The organism is Streptomyces sp. NBC_01381 (genome assembly GCF_026340305.1).
Classification (GTDB): Bacteria; Actinomycetota; Actinomycetes; order Streptomycetales; family Streptomycetaceae; genus Streptomyces.
In genome coordinates this window covers 2,397,793-2,414,544 of sequence record NZ_JAPEPI010000002.1, presented here as the reverse complement: position 1 = coordinate 2,414,544, position 16,752 = coordinate 2,397,793, and the positions used below count along the sequence as shown (strand labels likewise).

The window sequence follows — 16,752 nt, the reverse complement described above, 5'->3', positions numbered from 1 at the left end:
CCTAGGCCGTTCGCAGATAGCGGTCGAGAACGCGGACGCCGAAGTGCAGCGCGTCGACCGGCACCCGCTCGTCCACGCCGTGGAAGAGGGCCTGGTAGTCGAAGCCCTCCGGGGTCTTCAGCGGCGAGAAGCCGTACCCGGTGATCCCAAGGCGCGAGAACTGCTTGGCGTCGGTGCCGCCGGACATGCAGTACGGCATCACATGCCCTTCGGGCGCGAACTCCTCCACGGCGGCTCGCATCTTCGCGTACGTCAACGAATCCACCGGCGCCTGCAGCGCCACCTCTCGGTGGTGGAACTCCCAGTCGACGTCCGTGCCGGTGAGCCGGTCAAGGGTGGCGACGAATTCTTCCTCGCCACCGGGCAGCATGCGCCCGTCCACGTAGGCGACGGCTTCCCCTGGAATCACATTGACCTTGTAACCGGCCTGCAGCATGGTCGGGTTGGCGCTGTTGCGTACGGTCGGCTCGACGAGGGAGGCGGCCGGGCCGAGCTTCTCCAGGAGGACATCCACGTCGAATCCGGGCGCGTCCGGATCGGCCTCCACGCCGTAGAGCCCGGCCAGATCGAGCAGCGCCGCACGGACCGTCGGCGTGAGCCGCACCGGCCAGCGGTGCTGCCCGATGCGGGCGATCGCCTCCGCCAGCTTGGTCACCGCGTTGGCGTGGTTCACCTTCGAGCCGTGGCCCGCCTTGCCGCGCGCGCTGAGCTTGAGCCAGCCGGTGCCGCGCTCGCCCGCGGCGATGGGGTAGAGCTGGTTGCCCCGCCCGTCGTGGAAGGTGAAGGCACCGGACTCGCTGATGCCTTCCGTGCACCCCTCGAAGAGGGAGGCGTGCCGGTCGGCGAGGAAGCCAGAGCCGTCCTCGGCGCTCGCCTCCTCGTCCGCGGTGAACGCGATCACGATGTCCCGCCGGGGCCGCACGCCCGCACGGGCCCAGCCGCGCACGACGGAAAGGATCATCGCGTCCATGTTCTTCATGTCGATGGCGCCGCGGCCCCACACCACACCGTCGCGGAGCTCTCCGGAGAACGGGTCCACGCTCCAGTCGGACGCCTCGGCGGGCACGACGTCCAAGTGGCCGTGGACCAGCAGCGCGTCGGCCGACGGATCCGTGCCCTCGACGCGCGCGACGACGTTCGTACGCCCCGGTGAGCACTCCAGGAGCGTCGGTTCGAGCCCGGCCCCGGCCAGGCACTCGGCGACGTATTCGGCGGCGGGCCGCTCCCTGCAGTCGCCGCTGCCGCGATTGGTGGTGTCTATGCGGATGAGATCGGACGTGAACCGCACGACCTCGTCGAGAGCCTTCGCGTCGACCTGCGGTCTCGCCCGCTCCCCTGCCTGCTCCCCCGTCTGCTCAGCCATACTGCTCCTCCACGGCGGCCGATGCGATCGTCGTGACGGCCTTGAAGGTGCGGATGCCCTCGTACATGGTCTCGCTGGTGTACGCGACCTTCCGCTCGCCGCTGCGCCGCACGCCCGGCACGACGGTCGACGCCATGGCCAGATGCTCGGCGTCAAACTCCAGCTCGACGGTGAACGGGCCGCCCTGGACCGGCTGGTGGCGCGTGGCGAGGGCCGCCGCCTCCCGCGCCGCGGCCCGGATGTCGGCGGCGGTGCGCGCCGGCGTCCGACACACCGCTGCGTACCGCGACACATGGTCTTTCACGGCCACCTTCAGCGCGCCCGGCGCATAGCCGAGCGCGTCCTCGCAGGCCAGATCGTCGCCGGTGACGAGGACGACGGGCACGCCGTACTCGGCGACCACATGCGAGTTGAGCAGCCCTTCACTCGCGCGTACGTCGTTGACCCACACGCCGGTGATCGAGTTGGCGAGGTAGGTGTGCGCGAGCACGCCCTCCATGCCGGCGCCCGCGTGGTACCCGATGAACGCGATGCCGTCGACGTCGTCGTGCTGGACGCCCTCGACCATGGAGAGCGACTTGTGACGCCCTGTCAGCATCTGGGCCCGCTCGTCCAGCTGCTCCAGGAGCAGATTGCGCATGGTCCAGTGCGCCTCGTTGATGAGCACCTCGTCGGCACCGCCGTCGAAGAAACCGAGCACGGCGGCGTTGACGTCCGAGGTGAACATCGCCCGGCACCGCTCCCACTGCGGCGTACCGGGCAGCACATCGGCGGGCCAGGTCACGCCGGTGGCGCCCTCCATGTCGGCGCTGATGAGGATCTTCATGACGAGCTGTCCCGTCGCAGGTCGCAGGCGTGGATCTTCATGCCGCTTCACGTTACGCGTCGACGGCGATATCAGCCACGATGAGAAGGCGAACACACCCGGTTCTCGCCGGAACATCGCGGCGAGGTGACGTTCGTAGATCCCTGCGGTAGGCCGGAACCATGAAGGGGCGTCTTGACGGCAAGGTGGCCTTCGTCACCGGCGCGGCCGGCGGACTCGGCCGCGGCCACGTTCTACGGATGGCGGAGGAAGGCGCCGACCTGGTCATCGTGGACATCTGCGGGCCGGTCGACACCGTGCCCTACCCGCAGTCGACACCGGAGGAGCTGGGCGAGGCGGTCGACGAAGTGCGGGCCCTGGACCGCCGCGTCGTGGCACGGCAGGCGGACGTGCGCGATCGGGCCGCCCTCCAAGAGGCGTACGACGCGGGGCTCGCCGAGTTCGGGCAGATCGACGTCGTCGTCGCCAACGCCGGGATCGCACCGCTCCTTGTGGAAGACCGGGTGCAGGCGTGGCACGACGCCATCGATGTGAACCTCACCGGCACGTTCCACACCATCGAGGTGGCCATCCCGTCGATGGTCGCCGCCGAGCGGGGCGGGTCGATCGTGATCGTCAGCTCCACCGCGGGCCTTGTAGGCATCGGCGGGGCCAGCAACGGCGGCCTGGGCTACGCCGCCTCCAAACACGGTGTGGTCGGTCTTATGCGTACGTACGCCAACAACCTCGCCCGGCACAGCATCAGGGTGAACTCGGTGCACCCCACCGGCGTGGCCACCCGCATGGTGACCGATCCGGCCATCGTCGAGTTCGTCGCCCAGGACCCGATGCTGTCCGGGGATGCGCCAAATGCCCTTCCGGTGGCCACAGTTGAGCCGGTCGACGTGGCGAACGCCGTGCTGTGGCTGGCCTCGGACGAGGCCCGCTATGTCACCGGTGTCACGCTGCCCGTCGACGCCGGATTCATCAACCGCCGCTGAGTCGCCGAGCCGGCGGTGGAGAGGGGGAGCGCCATGACCGATCAGTACGCGGACACGGTTCTGGTGGGCGGGCACGTCAAGACGTCGTCGGGCTGGGCGGAGGGACTCGCCGTACGCGCCGGTGTCATCGAAGTGGTCGGCGGCCGCGAGGAGGTGCTGCGCCGGCGCGGACCGGACACGCGGGTGATGGAGCTGGCGGGCGACACCGTTCTCCCGGGCCTGCACGACCTGCATGTGCACCCGATCTACGCCGGAATCCGCGAACGCCGCTGCAAGGTCCCGCAGGGCTCGAACCTGGCCGACACCCTCCGCATCGTGGCCGCGCACGTGTCTCGCGCCGCGCCCGGCGCGTGGGTTCTCGGCGGGCAATGGGACACGTCCGCGCTCGGTGCCCTCCCGGACCGGACCGTCCTTGACGCTGTCGCCCCGCATCATCCCGTCCTCCTGGAGGACACCAGCGGACACAGCTCATGGGCGAACAGCGCGGCACTCCGGGCCGCCGGAATCGGCCCCGGCACACCGGACCCGCCGGGCGGCGTCTTCGAGAGGGACCTCGCAGGCCGTCCGAGCGGCATACAACGCGAGACCGCCGCCGATCTGCTCGCCGCATCGGCCCCCAAACCGGCCGACGAAGAGGTGGAGGCGGCCCTGGAGTGGGCGCTGGGAGAGATGCTCTCCTACGGGATCACGTCGTTCACCGAGGCCGCGGTCGGGTTCACCGCCGGGCCGCGGGCCGAACTGCTCGCCTACACCCGGCTCGCCGCGCGCGGAGCGGTCAGGCAGCGTGTGCGTCTCAGTCTCGTGTGGTCTCCCAATGACCCTGCCTGTGAAGAGGTGATCGCGACGCGGAACCTCTGCGCGAGCGGTCACATCACGCCCGACTGCGTGAAGATCTTCCTCGACGGGGTACCGACCGACAGCCGCACGGCGGCGATGATCGAGCCCTACACAGCCACGGGTGAGGGACGAGACGACGAGGCAGGCCGGCACGGAGTGCTCGCGATCGCGCCGGCAGTCCTCGATCAGGCGGTGACCCGATTCGACCGGATGGGCATCACCGTCAAGTTCCACGCGGCCGGCGATGCGGCGGTCCGGGCGGCGCTCGACGCCATCGAGGCCGCACGCGCGGCCAACGGACACGGCCCCTGCATGCACAACGTAGGACACTGCACGTTCGTGACGAAGACCGACATCGAGCGGGCGGCGCAGATCGGCGCGACGTTCGAGGTCTCGCCCTACTTGTGGCAGCCCTCCCCCATCTGCTCCGACATCGCAACGGCCGTCGGCCCACAGGCGGTTGAACGCGTATGGCCGGTGCGCGAGATGCTCGAAGCCCACGCGCTGGTCGTGCCGGGGTCGGACTGGTGCGTGGTGCCGTCGGTGAATCCGTGGTCCGCCATCGAAACGCTCGTCACGCGGCAGCGGCCAGGGGGCAGCCTTGACAGCTTCGGCGCGTCGCAAGCCATCACGTTGGAGCAGGCCTTTGACCTTTTTACGGTCAACTCCGCGCGCCAGGAGGGCATGGCGCACCGGGTCGGGCGGATCGAACCGGGCATGCTCGCCGATGTCATCGTCGTCGGCCAGAACCCCTTCGCCGTGCCGGTCACTCAAGTCCACGCCACCGAGGTCAAGATGACGTTCGTCGAGGGTGAACTGGGCTTCGACGCCGGGGCGTAGCGGCCCTCCGGGCGTCAGTCACCTGGTCCGGTACGCCCGGAGGAAGGTCCGCACTCCCTCGACGACGAGCGGCCGGACACGGGTGTCCTGCGCGGCGTTCGCGGAACCGAGCCGGTCAAGGGCGACGCCGAAGGTCAGCGCGATGAACTGGTCGGCCGCCAGTCGGGGGTCGGGGACGTCGAGCAGCCCGGCCGCGGCCAGGGCGGCGAACCGCTCGGCGATCGCCTCGTCGGGGGTGTCGGCCATGGCGTTGTAGCCCCGGTGCGGAAGGTTGCCGGACTCCGCCCGGACCAGTCGTTGCAGCGTCGCGTACTCCGCCGAGCCGAGCATGTCGGTCGCGATGCGCATCGAGAACGTGACCAGGGCGTCCTCGAGTTCGGCGTCCTCGGCGAGGTCGGCGAGCGTGTCGTCGAGGGTGCGCCGGATCGTGGTGATCAGTGACTGGCCGACGGCGTCGACGACTGCTTGCAGCAGCGTCTGCTTGTCGCCGAAGTAGTCGTAGACCGTCCGCTTGGACACCTCGGCCCGTGCGGCGACCGCGTCGACGCTCGACCGGTCGAAGCCGTCGGCGAGGAACAGTTCCCGGGCCGCCGTGAGGATGGCGGCCCGCTTGTGCGCGGACCCCTCGCGCAGCGTCTTCGTGGTCGGTGACTTCGTGGTCGGCATGGCCACATCTTAACCGTCCTACACTGCACGGTGTAGTGTAGTTTTGAACTCGGCACATGTCCTTGCTCGCCCGCCCATGCCGGAAAGGACGTCTCGTCCATGACCGCAACGCTCGCTCCACCGGTCCGCGTCGAAAAGGCCGCCATCTGGGCCCTCGGCATGCTGGCCGTCGCCACCGGGTCCCTGGAGTCGGTGGTGGCGCCGACGCTCCCGCTCCTGCAACGCGAGCTGGACATCAGTCCGTCCACAGGGGCGGTGCTCAACATCGTGCTCGCCATCACCGGCGCGCTCGTCACACCGCTCGCGGGCAAGCTCGGCGACCGCTACGGCGGGAAACGGGTCCTCATCCGGCTGATGGCGGTGGTCTCGGTCGGTGGCCTGGTCTCCGCGGTGGCGCCGAACCTGCCCGTGCTGCTGCTCGGCCAGGTACTGCAGGGGGCGATGATCGGCGCGCTGCCCCTGTCGTTCATCGTGGTGCGCAAACACCTTCCCGCGCGGGAGTCGAAGGTGGCCATCGGGCTGGTCAGCGGGATGTTCGTGGGTGGCTCGATGGTGGGTCTTCTGGCGGCCGGGCCGGTGGCGGAAGCGCTCTCCCGACACTGGATGTTCGCGTTGCCGACGTTCGCGGTCATCGGGTTCACCCTGCTGGTGAACAGGCTGATGCCGGCTGATGAGCCGGGCCGGTCGGACGGAGCCGGGATCGACTGGCCGGGCATGCTTCTCTTGAGCGGGATACTGGTCACGCTCATGCTCGTCCTCGCGGTGGCGCCCGACGCCGGCTCGCAGCCGCTCGCGCTCCTCGCCCTCCTCGCGCTTCTGGCCGCCTTCGTGGCCGGGTGGATTGCCGTTGAGCGTCGTGCGGCCGCGCCGCTGATCGATCTGGGCATGCTGGCGCGGCCTGTGATCTGGAAGTCGTGTGTGCTGACGTTCGTGATCTGCCTCGGCACCGCGACGGGGGTCTTCCTCATTCCGCAACTCCTCGACGTGTCCGGCGACGGGTACGGTTTCGGGGCCAGCGCCACCATGATCGGCTTCATCCTCCTGCCCGGCGCCGTGGCCGGGACGCTGGCCGGGCCGGCCGGTGGGCTCGGGGAGCGGCGTTTCGGCTCGCGTGCCGTGGCCGCTGCCGCGGTCGTCCTCATGGCCACCGCCATGCTCGCCCTGTCCGTCGCACACACCGAGGTCTGGCACATCGTCGCCGGCAAGGCGCTCATCGCGCTTGCCAACGGCCTGTGCGTGACGGCCATGGTGACCGGCATCGTCTCTTCCGTCGATGAAAGCGACACCGGCATCGCCACCAGCCTGATCCTGGTGACGCGCGTGCTGGGCTCCGCCATGGGCGGAATGCTCGGTGGCGTGCTCCTCGCTTCGGGGACCCCTTCCGGATCGAAGGTCCCGGACGAATCGGCCTTCGTCGCCGGCTTCCTCATCGCCGGCGTCGTCGCGGCGCTGTCCCTGCTTGTCGTCCGTTCCATGAGCAAAGGAGCCAAGAAATGACCTCCACCGATCAAATCACCCCCACCGATCAGTTGAAGGACATCCGTTCCACACCCAGGCGCAAGGTCCTGATATCCGGGGCGAGCATCGCGGGTCCCGCCCTCGCGTTCTGGCTGAACCGGCATGGATTCGAGGTCACGGTGGTCGAGAAGGCGAGCGCACCGCGGAGCGGTGGTTACCCCATCGACGTGCGCGGCACCGCACTTGAGGTCGTCCGGAGGATGGGGATCCTGCCGCGGCTGCGGGAGGCGCACATCGACCTGCGCCGGCTGACCTTCCTCGACGGGGACGGCGGCGAGGTGGCCTCGCTCGACCCGCACACCGTCACCGGCGGGGTCGCGGGAGAGGACCTGGAGGTGCCGCGCGGGGATCTGACCGAGGCTCTCCACTCGGCGGTCCGTGACGACGTGGAGTTCTTGTTCGGCGACTCCATCGACACCCTCGATCAGTCGGGCGGCCATGGGGTCGACGTCACCTTCCGCGGGGGCGGCAGGCGTACGTTCGACATGGTGGTCGGCGCGGACGGTCTGCACTCACGCACCCGGGAGGCCCTGTTCGGCCCCGAAGAGCAGTTCCACCGCTACCTCGGCTACTGCTTCGCGGGATTCATGATGCGCAACACCTTCGGGCTCTCCCACGAGACCGTGCTGTGGAACACCCCGGGCAGAGCCGCGGCTCTCTACGCCGCGGGGGACGACGACGAAGTGCACGCCTTCCTGAACTTCGCCCGCCCACAACCGCCGTTCGACGCGTTCCGGAACCCGGAGGCCCAACGGGACCTGGTCGCCGCGGTCTTCGCCGACGCGGGATGGGAGGTCCCCGGCATGGTCGCCGCCCTGCGCGACGCGGACGACCTGTTCTTCGACGTGGTCAGCCAGATCCGTATGCCCCGCTGGTCAAGCGGCAGGGTCGCGCTGGTGGGCGACGCCGCGTACGCACCGTCGTTCCTCACCGGGCAGGGCTCAAGCCTGGCGCTCGTCGGTGCGTACATGCTCGCCGCTTCCCTGGCCGACCGCGACCACACCGCAGGCTTCGCCGCGTACGAAGACAGCACCCGCGGGTTCGTGACCGCGAACCAGGACCAGGTCGGCAAGGGGGACGCCACCCTCTTCCCCACCACCGCACGGGCCCTGGAGCAGCGCAACGCCATGCTGCGACAACTCAGCACCATGCCGCCCTCCCCGGAGGGGCGCCCGGCCCACTCGGCCCTCACGCTGCCCGAGTTCATGCCCGTGACGTAACTCCAGCAGGTTCGTTCCGGCCAACTCTCGTGTAGCGCACATGAGTTGGCCTGCCATCGGACGTCACCATCATCAGCGCCCTGGGTCTCAGCGTGCTGCTGACCGTACCGGCCGGAATCGCGACCGCCGCGCCCGGGCCGAACACCACTGATTTCACCACGGACTTCACCATCGTGACCGAGCAACCAGCCCCGGACCCCGGGGAGGAACCGTCGTTCGACCTCGACGACCGCCGGTCCCACAAGGGCCTGCCGGAGGAGAGCGCGCAGGACGTACGGGAGCGCATCGACGCCTCCCGCACACTGCAGACACTCAAGGAGGAAGGAAAGTCGCCGAGCGCTCTCGCCAAGCCGTCCGGGACCGGCGGGCAGACCGAGGGTCCTGCCCTCCGGCGTACCGACCCCAACATCAACGTCTGCATGGAGAACAGCAAGACGTACCGGACCTACGGCTGGACCATCGACCACTTCTTCCACTGCCAGGGCACGACCCAGACCCTGTACAAGCAGAGGTGCCGCATCTACTACGGCACACTCCTCGACAAGATCGAGGTCAGGGGCGACGTCTCCGGTCTCAAGCTCCGCCACAGCATCGCCTGCGCGAACCTCAGCGGCTCGTACCACTGGTTCAACTCGCCGACCGTATCCTCGACTCCGACGCGTTCTACGTCCATATCCGCAGCTGACCGCTGGAGGTGAGCCGGTGACGGCCACTCCCCCGTCCGCCGAACTTCTCGGCGCGACGACCGCCGAGCCCCGCATCTCGTACTTCACCTTCTTCCTGCGCGGCCTGGAGGACGGCGCCGATCCTCAGGCGGCCGTCGGCACCGCCCCGAAACGCTGGACGGTGCTCGCCGGTCCTGGCGGCGCGCTCTTCCGGTGCGCCACCACCGACTTCCACCCGCAGGTACGCCTTGAGAGCTGGTCCGGCGAACCGGCGGCGCCGCAGGGCGGCTGGGACACCCTGGAGACAGTGGAGTTCGAGCTGTTCCGGCACGGGAAGGTGCAGCTCAACGAGTGGGACGGCCTTCCGTCGGGCGAGCCGGTGGAACTCGGCGGTCCGGGCGTCTACCGGCTGCGCGCGGCGAGCCTGGGCCGCGACGCCGCGAAGGAGCGGCACGCGGCCGGCGAGATGTTCTTCCACGGCACGGAGGAGTGGCTGATCCAGCTCTGGCCGCGCTGAGGTCAGGCATCCAGCTGAGGTCAGGCATCCAGGGGTGCGCACGCGCCGGGCGGGGACCACGCCCGGCGTTCCGCCCCGCGCGGGTCGGGCAGGGCCGCCCATTGCTCGCCGATCCGCATCGTCGTACGGCGTTCGGTGTCGTACGCGTCCCAGCCCGGGTCCCCGGTGCGTGCGAACCGCACCCACGCGGCACGCAGCCGTTCCGCCAGGCCGGCAGGAACCGGGCTTGGTCCCAACAGGCCGCGTGCGCCGCGGAGTTCGGGCAGGTCCGTCCGCCCGAACAGAAACGGGACCTCCACCGCGTGCGCGGCACCGAGCACGCCTCGCCAGTCGAACTCGTAGTGGAAGGTGGGGCGCCCGGCGGTGGCGTACGCCTCCGCAAGGGCCCACGTCCCCTTGCCGAACAGCGCGTCGCCGAGCACGGCCGAGCGCAGCCCGGCATCCGGGGTGCCGGGCCGGGCGGCGGCCCGGTACGCGGCCAGGAGCCTGTCCGGGTCCGGGTGTGCCCGCTCGGCCGCGCCGTGCGCGTCCTCTCCGTCGGCGGCCGGGTAGAGGTTGCCCTCCTGCGTCGTCGTCCCGAGGAGCAGGTCCACGGCGGCGGGCGGGGCGTGCGCGGGCTGCACCGGAAGGACCACGCTGAACGGGGTCAGCCCCATCAGCGGGTCGTACGCACCCGGCGTACGCAGGTCGATCCCGGAGAGCCGGCCGACGACCTCGACGAGACGGTCGTCCGGCACGGCCGCGAAGGCATCGGCGTGCGCCGCGACCCCCAGCTCCCGCGCCGCCGCCCGTGTCACCCGTGCTGCCTGCTCCGGGGTGAAGGCGCCGAGCCCACTGCCGCTCTGCACGATGGCCCGGCGCAGCAGTCCCGCCGCATCGGGCGCGGCCGCCACGGCGGAGACGATCGTGGCCCCGGCGGACTGGCCGAACAGGGTGACGGTGCCCGGGTCCCCGCCGAAGGCCGCGATGTTCTCCCGTACCCAGCGCAGCGCGGCGACCACGTCGAGCAGCCCGCGGTTGCGCGGCGCGCCCGCGAGGTCGAGGAAACCCTGGACGCCGAGCCGGTAGTTGACGGTCACCAGGACCACGCCCTCCCGGGCGAGTGCGGTGCCGTCGTAGAGCGGCGCGCTGGTCGATCCCGCGGTGAAGCCGCCGCCGTGCACGAAGACCATGACCGGCAGTTCGCGGGCACCACCGTCCGCTCCGATGTCTGCTCCGGTGTCTGCTCCGATGCGGGGCGTCCAGACGTTCACCGTCAGATGGTCCGCGCCCCGGACCCAACCCGGCCCGAAGTAGGGGGACATGTCGATGTCACCGAGACGGCGTGCGGCCTGCGGCGCGGTCGGCCCGGCGACGGTGGCGTCGCGGACCCCCGCCCAGGGCGCGTGCGGCTCCGGCGCGGCGAACCTTCCCGCGCCTTGGGGCGGGGCGGCGTACGGGATGCCGAGGAACACCCCGATGCCGTCCTGCTTGAGGCCCCGGACGGGGCCGAGCGTGGTCTCCACTACGGGGTTGCGGGAGTCTGGCATCGCCGGTCAGCCCTCGTCGCCGGGGGTGTACGACGTGAAGGGGGCCCACCCCTTGATGGCGAACCGGCCGCCGTCCCGGGCGACTTCGGCCGCACCGTGGCCGCCGAAGTGCGCGGGGAACAGCAGTCCGTTGCGGTCGGCCGCCCAGCCGAGGACCCGGCGCCGGGCGGCCCGTGACCGGCCGGGATCCTCGCAGAAGCAGCTGTTCGCGTCCGGTTCCAGGATCTGTACGGGACTGTGCAGCAGGTCGCCGACGAACGCCGCCCTTTCGCTGCCGGACGCGAGGGTGAGCACGGAGGATCCGGGGGTGTGGCCCGCGGCGAGTTCAAGCCGCAGATGCGCGTCGATCCGGTAGCCGTCGCCCTCCCACAGCAGGGTCCTGCCCGCCTCGTGCACCGGGGCGACGCTGTCTTCGAAGACGTGGGCGTTGCCGTCGCCGAGTACGGAGGTGTGGCCGTTCGCCGGGTTCCAGAACTCGAAGTCGTTGCGGTGGATCAGGTAGTCGGCGTTCGGGAAGGTGGGCACCCAACTGCCCCCGTCGAGGCGGGTGTTCCAGCCCACGTGGTCCGCGTGCAGATGGGTGTTGACGACGAGGTCGACGTCCTCCGGCCTGACTCCGGCGCGGGCGAGATTGCCCAGGAAGTCGGTCTCCAGGTGATCCCAAGGGGTGCCGGGCCGTGGCTTGTTGTTGCCGCCCCCGGTGTCGACGAGGATGACCCGGCCTTCGCTGCGCAGCACCCAGGTCTGCAGCGCGGCGTTGACGACCGGCGGCTCTCCCGCGATGAACTCCGGCCGCAGCCAGCTCTCCTGTGCCTCCCAGACCTCCTCACTGCTCTCGGGTACGAAAGCGCGTGGTGTGAACCCGATCGGTCCGTAGAACTCGCGGACCCGGCTCACGGTGACATCGCCCAACTCGATGGTTTCCATGCCCTCAAGGCTGCGCGGGCCCGCGGAAGTCGGCCACACCCTTCCCTGCCTATCCCCGCCAGGGAGAGGCAACCGGCTTGCGGGCAACGGATACTGGGCCGCATGGACGGACAGAGCGGACAGAGCGCCCTCGGCGCGTTCCTGCAGGCGCGCCGGTCCCGGCTGCGGCCCGAGGACATCGGCCTTGACACGTACGGGGAACGGCGTCGCGTCCCGGGCCTGCGCCGCGAGGAACTCGCCCTGCTCGCCGGGGTCAGTGCCTCGTATTACGCACGCCTGGAGCAAGGCCACTCGCACAACGCGTCCCCGGAGGTCCTCGACGCGATCGCCCAGGCGCTGTGTCTGGACGAGACCGAGCGCCTGCACCTGCGCGATCTCGCGGGCGCGGCAGTCCGGCGCCGCCGCCCGGCCCGGCGGCCGCCGCCGGAGCGGGTCGACGCACCGACCCGTACGCTCCTCGACTCGATGCCCGACGTGCCCGCCGTCGTCACCGGCCGACGCGCCGACGTCCTGGCCTGGAACCCGCTCGGCCACGCGCTGTTCGCGGGCCACCTCGACCCGTCGGCGCCGGAGCGCTCGGCCGACCGGCCCAACATGGCCCGGTTCCTCTTCCTCGACGCCCACGCGCGCGACCTCTACCTCACGTGGGAGGCCAAGGCGCGGGCCGTCGTGGCCAATCTGCGCTATGCGGTGGGCCGTCACCCCGACGACTCACTACTGGCCTCCCTCATCGGCGAACTCAGCATGAACAGCACGGAGTTCGCGAAGATGTGGGCCGACCACCGGGTGCGCCCCTGCACCATCGCCGAGCACAAGATGCGGCATCCGCTGGTGGGCCCGATGACCGTCACCCAGCAGGCACTCAACCTCTCCGACGATCAGGTCCTCGTCGTGGCGACCGCCCCCGCGGGATCGGAGGGCCGCACCGCCCTCCGGCTCCTCGCGCAGGCGACTGCCGCCCCCACGACGGTCCCGGCAGTCACTGAGCGGTCCAGCCTCCGTCGACAGTGAGGAGCGCGCCGGTGACGAAGCCGGCCGCGTCGGAGACGAGGAAGACGACGGCCTCCGCGACCTCCTCGGGGTGTCCGATCCGTCCGATGGGGTGGGCGGGGCCGAACGAGGCGAGCATCTCGCGGCCGTCCTCGACGACGCCCTCCATGATGTCGGTGTCGATGACCCCGGGGAGCACGGCGTTGGAGCGGATCCCCTTGGGGCCGCCCTCGATGGCCAGTACGCGGGTGATCTGGGCCAGGGCGCCCTTCGACGCGGCGTACGCCGTCTGCGTGGCGAAGGCGACGAGTGACGAGACGGAGGCGACGGAGACGATCGCGCCGCCGCCACCGGCCTCCATGGCGCGGAACGCCTCGCGGGCCTGTACGAAGTTGCCGCGGGCGTTGACGCGGAGGATGTCGTCGAAGTCCTCGACGGTGGTCTCGGTGACCGGCTTGTTCAGGGTGCGTCCCGCGTTGTTGACCAGGATGTCAAGGCGGCCGAACCGTCGGGTGGCGAGGGCGGCGGTAGCCCGGGCGAGGTCCTCGTCGGCGACGTCGCCGACGAGTGCGGCCACGTTGTCGGGGTCCTTCGCGGCGAGCTCCTCGACGGCCTCCGACCGGTCGGTGACGACCAGTCGGGCGCCGCGGTCGCGCAGCAGCGTGGCGGTGGCGTGGCCGATGCCGCGGGCGGCTCCGGTCACGACGGCGACCCGTCCGGTGAGGTCCCAGGTGGTGGGGAGGGCGGGGTGGTGCAGGGGCATAGTCGTGTGTCCTTCGGTTTCGTGTTGGTCAGCGCTGACGGGTGGGGCGTACGACGATTTCGTTGACGTCGACGTCGGACGGCTGCTCCAGGGCGTAGGAGACGGCGCCTGCGATGGCGTCGGGCCTGATCGCGTGCGCCCGGTACGCGCGCATGGCCTCGGCGGCGCCGGTGTCGGTGATGGTGTCGGCGAGCTCGGAGTCGACCACGCCGGGCGAGACGGTCGTGACCCGGATCGAGGGGTCTGACTCCTGGCGCAGGCCCTCGGTGACGGCCCGGGCCGCGTACTTGGTGGCGCAGTAGACGGCACCGGTGGGTACGACCTCGTAGGCGCCGACGCTCGCGACCGTGACGAAGTGCCCCGCGCCCTGCGCGGTGAACACGGGCAGCACCGCCGCGATCCCGTGCAGCAGGCCGCGCACGTTCACGTCGATCATCCGGTCCCACTCGTCGACGAGCAGGGAGTCGAGCCGCGACAGCGGCATGACCCCGGCGTTGGCGACGAGGACGTCGACGCGGCCGTGGCGCTCGCGCGCTGCCTCGACGAACGCCGCGACGTCCGCGCGGTCCGTCACGTCGAGGCGTACGGGATGCAGGCTGCCGCCGGAGCGGGCGGCCATCGCCGCGGTGCGCTCCGCGAGCGCCCGCAGGCGATCGGTGCGGCGCGCTCCGGCCACCACGCGGTGGCCCTCGGCCACGAGTCGTACGGCGACGGCCTCGCCGATGCCGCTGCTGGCGCCGGTGACGAGAACGACCTTGCGGCCGGCCGCCGACTCGGCGCGTTCCGGCTGGTGTTCGGCTTGCTGTGTGATGACGGCTTCGAGTCGCTGTGTGCTCATGGCCTCGAGGCTGGCCCGGCCGGAGCGCCCGCGGGAGAGGCGGCGTCCTCCTGGGTGCAGCGCACCCAGGAACAGCGGCGGACCCCGGCCTACGATGGCCGCATGGCACGCTCCGAACTCGGCGCCTATCTCACCGCCCGGCGCGCCCACGTCACCCCGGCCGATGTGAACCTGCCCGTCTCGGGGCACCGGCGGGTGCCGGGGCTGCGGCGCGAGGAGGTCGCCCTGCTCGCCGGGGTCAGCGCCGACTACTACGTACGCCTGGAGCAGGGCCGGGAGCGCACGCCGTCCGCGCAGGTTCTCGACGCGCTGGCGGCCGCGCTACGGCTGGACGACGACGGCCGCCTGCACCTGTTCCGGCTCGCCGGGATCGGCCCGCGCGCCCGGTCCGCCGCCGTGCCCGACCGGGTCGAACCGAGCCTGTCGGCCCTGATGGAAGCCTGGCCGCACAACCCGGCCATCGTCTACAACCGCGCGTACGACGTGCTGGCCTCCAACGCGATCGCCGACGCGCTCTTCCAAGGCTGGGCGCACTCGCGCAACCTCATGCACGTGGTGTTCACCGACCCCGCCGCCCGCACCTTCTACCGCGACTGGCACGACGTGGCGCGCAACTCCGTGGCCGGCTTCCGGCTCGGCCACGGCGCGGCGCCGGACGACCCGCGGGTACGGCGGGTGCTCGCGGAACTCCTTGAGCGCAGCCCCGAGTTCGCCGAGCTGTGGGCTGGTCATGACGCCCGGGGCAAGGCCCTGGAGCGCAAGCGCTTCGACCATCGCGACGTCGGGCCGCTGACGTTGACCATGCAGACCTTCGACGTCCGCTCGGCGCCGGGCCAGGAACTGGTGGTCTACCACGCGGAACCGGCCTCCCCCAGCAGCGAGGCCCTCGCACTCCTCGGCTCCCTCGCCGCCACCGCACGCCGGGAGCCCTGAGCCCGCGGCGCCGCTTCACCGGCCGCGACGGATCGGTGTCCTCACCCACGCATGGGGCGGACACCCGGGGGCGGGCCGAACCCCCTCGGTGTGGGCGGGGAACCACCCGGACCGCTGAGGCGTACGTCGCGAACTGCCCCTACGCCACGGGCTGCTGCTGGGTGACGCAGTGGATGCCGCCGCCTCCCGTGCCCAGGCGGTCGATGTTGAGCTGCTCGATGGTGCGGTCGGGGTAGAGCCGGGCCAACGTGGCCTTCGCCGCCGCGTCCGCGCCTTCGTCGCCGAAGTGGGCGCAGATGACGGCGTCGTTGCACAGGTAGAAGTTCGCGTAGGAGGCCAGGAAGTCCGGGTCGGTGGAGCGGATCTTCTCGTAGTCCGGGCCCTGGAGCTTCATCACGTCCATCGGCCGGCCGTCGGCGGTCGTCGACTCGGTGAGGACGCGGTACTGCCGGCGAGCGTCCTTGGCGTAGGCGTCGTTGTCCGACGCGAGCGGCATCTGGACGAGAGCCTCGCCCGGGGCGAGGAAGCGTGACGTGGCGTCGACATGGTCGTCGGTGATGTCCTGCCCGTACACGCCGTCGAACCAGATGACCTTGGACGCGCCGTAGGCGGCGCGCATCGCAGTCTCCAGCGCGCCCTGCTCCATTCCGGGGTTGCGGTTCTTGTTGAGCAGGCTGCTGCGGGTCGCCATCAGGGTTCCCGCGCCGTCCTGTTCGACGGCTCCGCCCTCGCCCACGAAGTCGGCCCGGATGAACGGCACTCCGACATACGAGGCGATCCGTTCGGCGACCTTCGCGTCGCTGCCGTGGGTCTGCTTGTTGCCCCAGCCGTTGAAGTTGAGGCCGACCGCGTCGAGGCCGCCGGCTCCGTCGGTGCGGAAGACCGGGCCGGTGTCACGCGTCCAGCAGTCGTCGACGGGGATCGAGCTGATGACGGTGACCGAGGACCCGCACATCGAGCGCGCCTTGGCCGCGCTCGCGGAGTTGGCGCACAGGGTGACCGGTTCGTACGTGGCGATGGTGCGGGCGATCAGTGCGATGTCGGCCTGGATTCCGGGGAGGCTGCCGCCGCCCCAGATCGCGGTGTTGTCCGGCCAGGTCATCCAGGTGCGGGTGTGGCGGACGTCCTCGACGGGCACGCGGTAGCCGCCGGCGGCGGGTCGGCGGCTCGGCCCCGCGCCGGCCCTTCCCTGCGTCAGGGCAAGGGTCGCACCGGCGGCGGTCAGTCCGGCGGCCGCCAGGAATCTGCGCCTGTTCGGACCCGGTCGTGCGTGCGAGCCGACTGTGCTTCCGTTCATGTGGAGCCTCCTGTTGTCTTGTCTTTCCTTCTCTTGCCTTGCC

General features: G+C 70.9%; 16 protein-coding genes. 8 read left to right on the top strand and 8 right to left on the bottom strand.

The features are described from left to right. Position 1: 1 nt before the first annotated feature. Positions 2-1,363: a M20/M25/M40 family metallo-hydrolase gene (locus OG453_RS32410; protein WP_266872109.1), complete on the bottom strand. Its 1,362-nt coding sequence runs from the start codon at positions 1,361-1,363 to the stop codon at positions 2-4. Further along, complete coding sequence (locus OG453_RS32405) at positions 1,356-2,189, bottom strand: M55 family metallopeptidase (protein ID WP_266872108.1); 834 nt, start codon at positions 2,187-2,189, stop codon at positions 1,356-1,358. Before OG453_RS32405 ends, OG453_RS32410 begins: the two co-directional genes overlap by 8 nt. A 161-nt stretch (positions 2,190-2,350) precedes the next feature. On the opposite strand from OG453_RS32405, the gene OG453_RS32400 reads away from it, so the two are divergent. Beyond that, positions 2,351-3,169, top strand: a complete 819-nt coding sequence (locus tag OG453_RS32400; RefSeq protein ID WP_266872107.1) for a mycofactocin-coupled SDR family oxidoreductase — start codon at positions 2,351-2,353, stop codon at positions 3,167-3,169. A gap of 33 nt (positions 3,170-3,202) precedes the next feature. Further along, positions 3,203-4,846, top strand: a complete 1,644-nt coding sequence (locus OG453_RS32395; RefSeq protein WP_266872106.1) for an amidohydrolase — start codon at positions 3,203-3,205, stop codon at positions 4,844-4,846. Positions 4,847-4,864: 18 nt separating this feature from the next. Here OG453_RS32395 and OG453_RS32390 read toward each other — a convergent pair whose 3' ends face one another. Beyond that, positions 4,865-5,512 (bottom strand): TetR/AcrR family transcriptional regulator, encoded by a 648-nt coding sequence (locus OG453_RS32390; protein ID WP_266872105.1) that lies wholly within the window; start codon positions 5,510-5,512, stop codon positions 4,865-4,867. 99 nt (positions 5,513-5,611) lie between these two features. Between OG453_RS32390 and OG453_RS32385 the strand changes: the two genes are divergently transcribed. The 4 genes from OG453_RS32385 (at position 5,612) to OG453_RS32370 (ending at position 9,432) form a co-directional block, all read left to right on the top strand. After that, positions 5,612-7,009, top strand: coding sequence for an MFS transporter (locus OG453_RS32385; RefSeq protein WP_266872104.1), 1,398 nt, complete (start codon positions 5,612-5,614; stop codon positions 7,007-7,009). A gap of 14 nt (positions 7,010-7,023) precedes the next feature. Continuing rightward, positions 7,024-8,250 (top strand): FAD-dependent monooxygenase, encoded by a 1,227-nt coding sequence (locus OG453_RS32380; protein ID WP_266873206.1) that lies wholly within the window; start codon positions 7,024-7,026, stop codon positions 8,248-8,250. A 92-nt stretch (positions 8,251-8,342) separates the two neighbouring features. Further along, the gene (locus OG453_RS32375) at positions 8,343-8,948 is read left to right on the top strand and encodes a hypothetical protein (protein ID WP_266872103.1); all 606 of its coding nucleotides are present in this window, start codon (positions 8,343-8,345) and stop codon (positions 8,946-8,948) included. A gap of 4 nt (positions 8,949-8,952) precedes the next feature. After that, positions 8,953-9,432 carry a hypothetical protein gene (locus OG453_RS32370; protein ID WP_266872102.1) on the top strand — a complete coding sequence of 160 codons (480 nt, stop codon included), beginning with the start codon at positions 8,953-8,955 and terminating at the stop codon, positions 9,430-9,432. 20 nt (positions 9,433-9,452) lie between these two features. On the opposite strand, the gene OG453_RS32365 is transcribed toward OG453_RS32370, so the two are convergent. Further along, positions 9,453-10,961, bottom strand: a complete 1,509-nt coding sequence (locus OG453_RS32365) for a carboxylesterase/lipase family protein (RefSeq protein ID WP_266872101.1) — start codon at positions 10,959-10,961, stop codon at positions 9,453-9,455. Between the two features lie 6 nt (positions 10,962-10,967). Next, positions 10,968-11,888 carry an MBL fold metallo-hydrolase gene (locus OG453_RS32360; protein WP_266872100.1) on the bottom strand — a complete coding sequence of 307 codons (921 nt, stop codon included), beginning with the start codon at positions 11,886-11,888 and terminating at the stop codon, positions 10,968-10,970. A gap of 102 nt (positions 11,889-11,990) precedes the next feature. On the opposite strand from OG453_RS32360, the gene OG453_RS32355 reads away from it, so the two are divergent. After that, on the top strand, positions 11,991-12,899 hold the full coding sequence (locus OG453_RS32355; RefSeq protein WP_266872099.1) for a helix-turn-helix domain-containing protein: 909 nt from the start codon (positions 11,991-11,993) through the stop codon (positions 12,897-12,899). Here OG453_RS32355 and OG453_RS32350 read toward each other — a convergent pair. Together OG453_RS32350 and OG453_RS32345 are read right to left on the bottom strand one after the other, a co-directional pair. Then, a complete protein-coding gene (locus OG453_RS32350) occupies positions 12,868-13,641 on the bottom strand; it encodes an SDR family NAD(P)-dependent oxidoreductase (protein ID WP_266872098.1) in 774 nt (257 codons plus the stop codon). The two genes, OG453_RS32355 and OG453_RS32350, sit on opposite strands and share 32 nt — an antisense overlap. A 28-nt stretch (positions 13,642-13,669) precedes the next feature. After that, complete coding sequence (locus OG453_RS32345) at positions 13,670-14,479, bottom strand: SDR family oxidoreductase (protein ID WP_266872097.1); 810 nt, start codon at positions 14,477-14,479, stop codon at positions 13,670-13,672. A gap of 102 nt (positions 14,480-14,581) precedes the next feature. On the opposite strand from OG453_RS32345, the gene OG453_RS32340 reads away from it, so the two are divergent. Beyond that, positions 14,582-15,412 carry a helix-turn-helix domain-containing protein gene (locus tag OG453_RS32340; RefSeq protein ID WP_266872096.1) on the top strand — a complete coding sequence of 277 codons (831 nt, stop codon included), beginning with the start codon at positions 14,582-14,584 and terminating at the stop codon, positions 15,410-15,412. Between the two features lie 139 nt (positions 15,413-15,551). On the opposite strand, the gene OG453_RS32335 is transcribed toward OG453_RS32340, so the two are convergent. After that, positions 15,552-16,709 (bottom strand): agmatine/peptidylarginine deiminase, encoded by a 1,158-nt coding sequence (locus tag OG453_RS32335; RefSeq protein WP_266872095.1) that lies wholly within the window; start codon positions 16,707-16,709, stop codon positions 15,552-15,554. Positions 16,710-16,752: the final 43 nt, after the last annotated feature.

Excerpts from the sequence above, each read along its gene's own strand:
- OG453_RS32410 (WP_266872109.1), bottom strand. The coding sequence starts at position 1,363 with ATGGCTGAGCAGACGGGGGAGCAGGCAGGGGAGCGGGCGAGACCGCAG.
- OG453_RS32405 (WP_266872108.1), bottom strand. The coding sequence starts at position 2,189 with ATGAAGATCCTCATCAGCGCCGACATGGAGGGCGCCACCGGCGTGACC.
- OG453_RS32400 (WP_266872107.1), top strand. The coding sequence starts at position 2,351 with ATGAAGGGGCGTCTTGACGGCAAGGTGGCCTTCGTCACCGGCGCGGCC.
- OG453_RS32395 (WP_266872106.1), top strand. The coding sequence starts at position 3,203 with ATGACCGATCAGTACGCGGACACGGTTCTGGTGGGCGGGCACGTCAAG.
- OG453_RS32390 (WP_266872105.1), bottom strand. The coding sequence starts at position 5,512 with ATGCCGACCACGAAGTCACCGACCACGAAGACGCTGCGCGAGGGGTCC.
- OG453_RS32385 (WP_266872104.1), top strand. The coding sequence starts at position 5,612 with ATGACCGCAACGCTCGCTCCACCGGTCCGCGTCGAAAAGGCCGCCATC.
- OG453_RS32365 (WP_266872101.1), bottom strand. The coding sequence starts at position 10,961 with ATGCCAGACTCCCGCAACCCCGTAGTGGAGACCACGCTCGGCCCCGTC.
- OG453_RS32360 (WP_266872100.1), bottom strand. The coding sequence starts at position 11,888 with ATGGAAACCATCGAGTTGGGCGATGTCACCGTGAGCCGGGTCCGCGAG.
- OG453_RS32355 (WP_266872099.1), top strand. The coding sequence starts at position 11,991 with ATGGACGGACAGAGCGGACAGAGCGCCCTCGGCGCGTTCCTGCAGGCG.
- OG453_RS32350 (WP_266872098.1), bottom strand. The coding sequence starts at position 13,641 with ATGCCCCTGCACCACCCCGCCCTCCCCACCACCTGGGACCTCACCGGA.
- OG453_RS32345 (WP_266872097.1), bottom strand. The coding sequence starts at position 14,479 with ATGAGCACACAGCGACTCGAAGCCGTCATCACACAGCAAGCCGAACAC.
- OG453_RS32340 (WP_266872096.1), top strand. The coding sequence starts at position 14,582 with ATGGCACGCTCCGAACTCGGCGCCTATCTCACCGCCCGGCGCGCCCAC.
- OG453_RS32335 (WP_266872095.1), bottom strand. The coding sequence starts at position 16,709 with ATGAACGGAAGCACAGTCGGCTCGCACGCACGACCGGGTCCGAACAGG.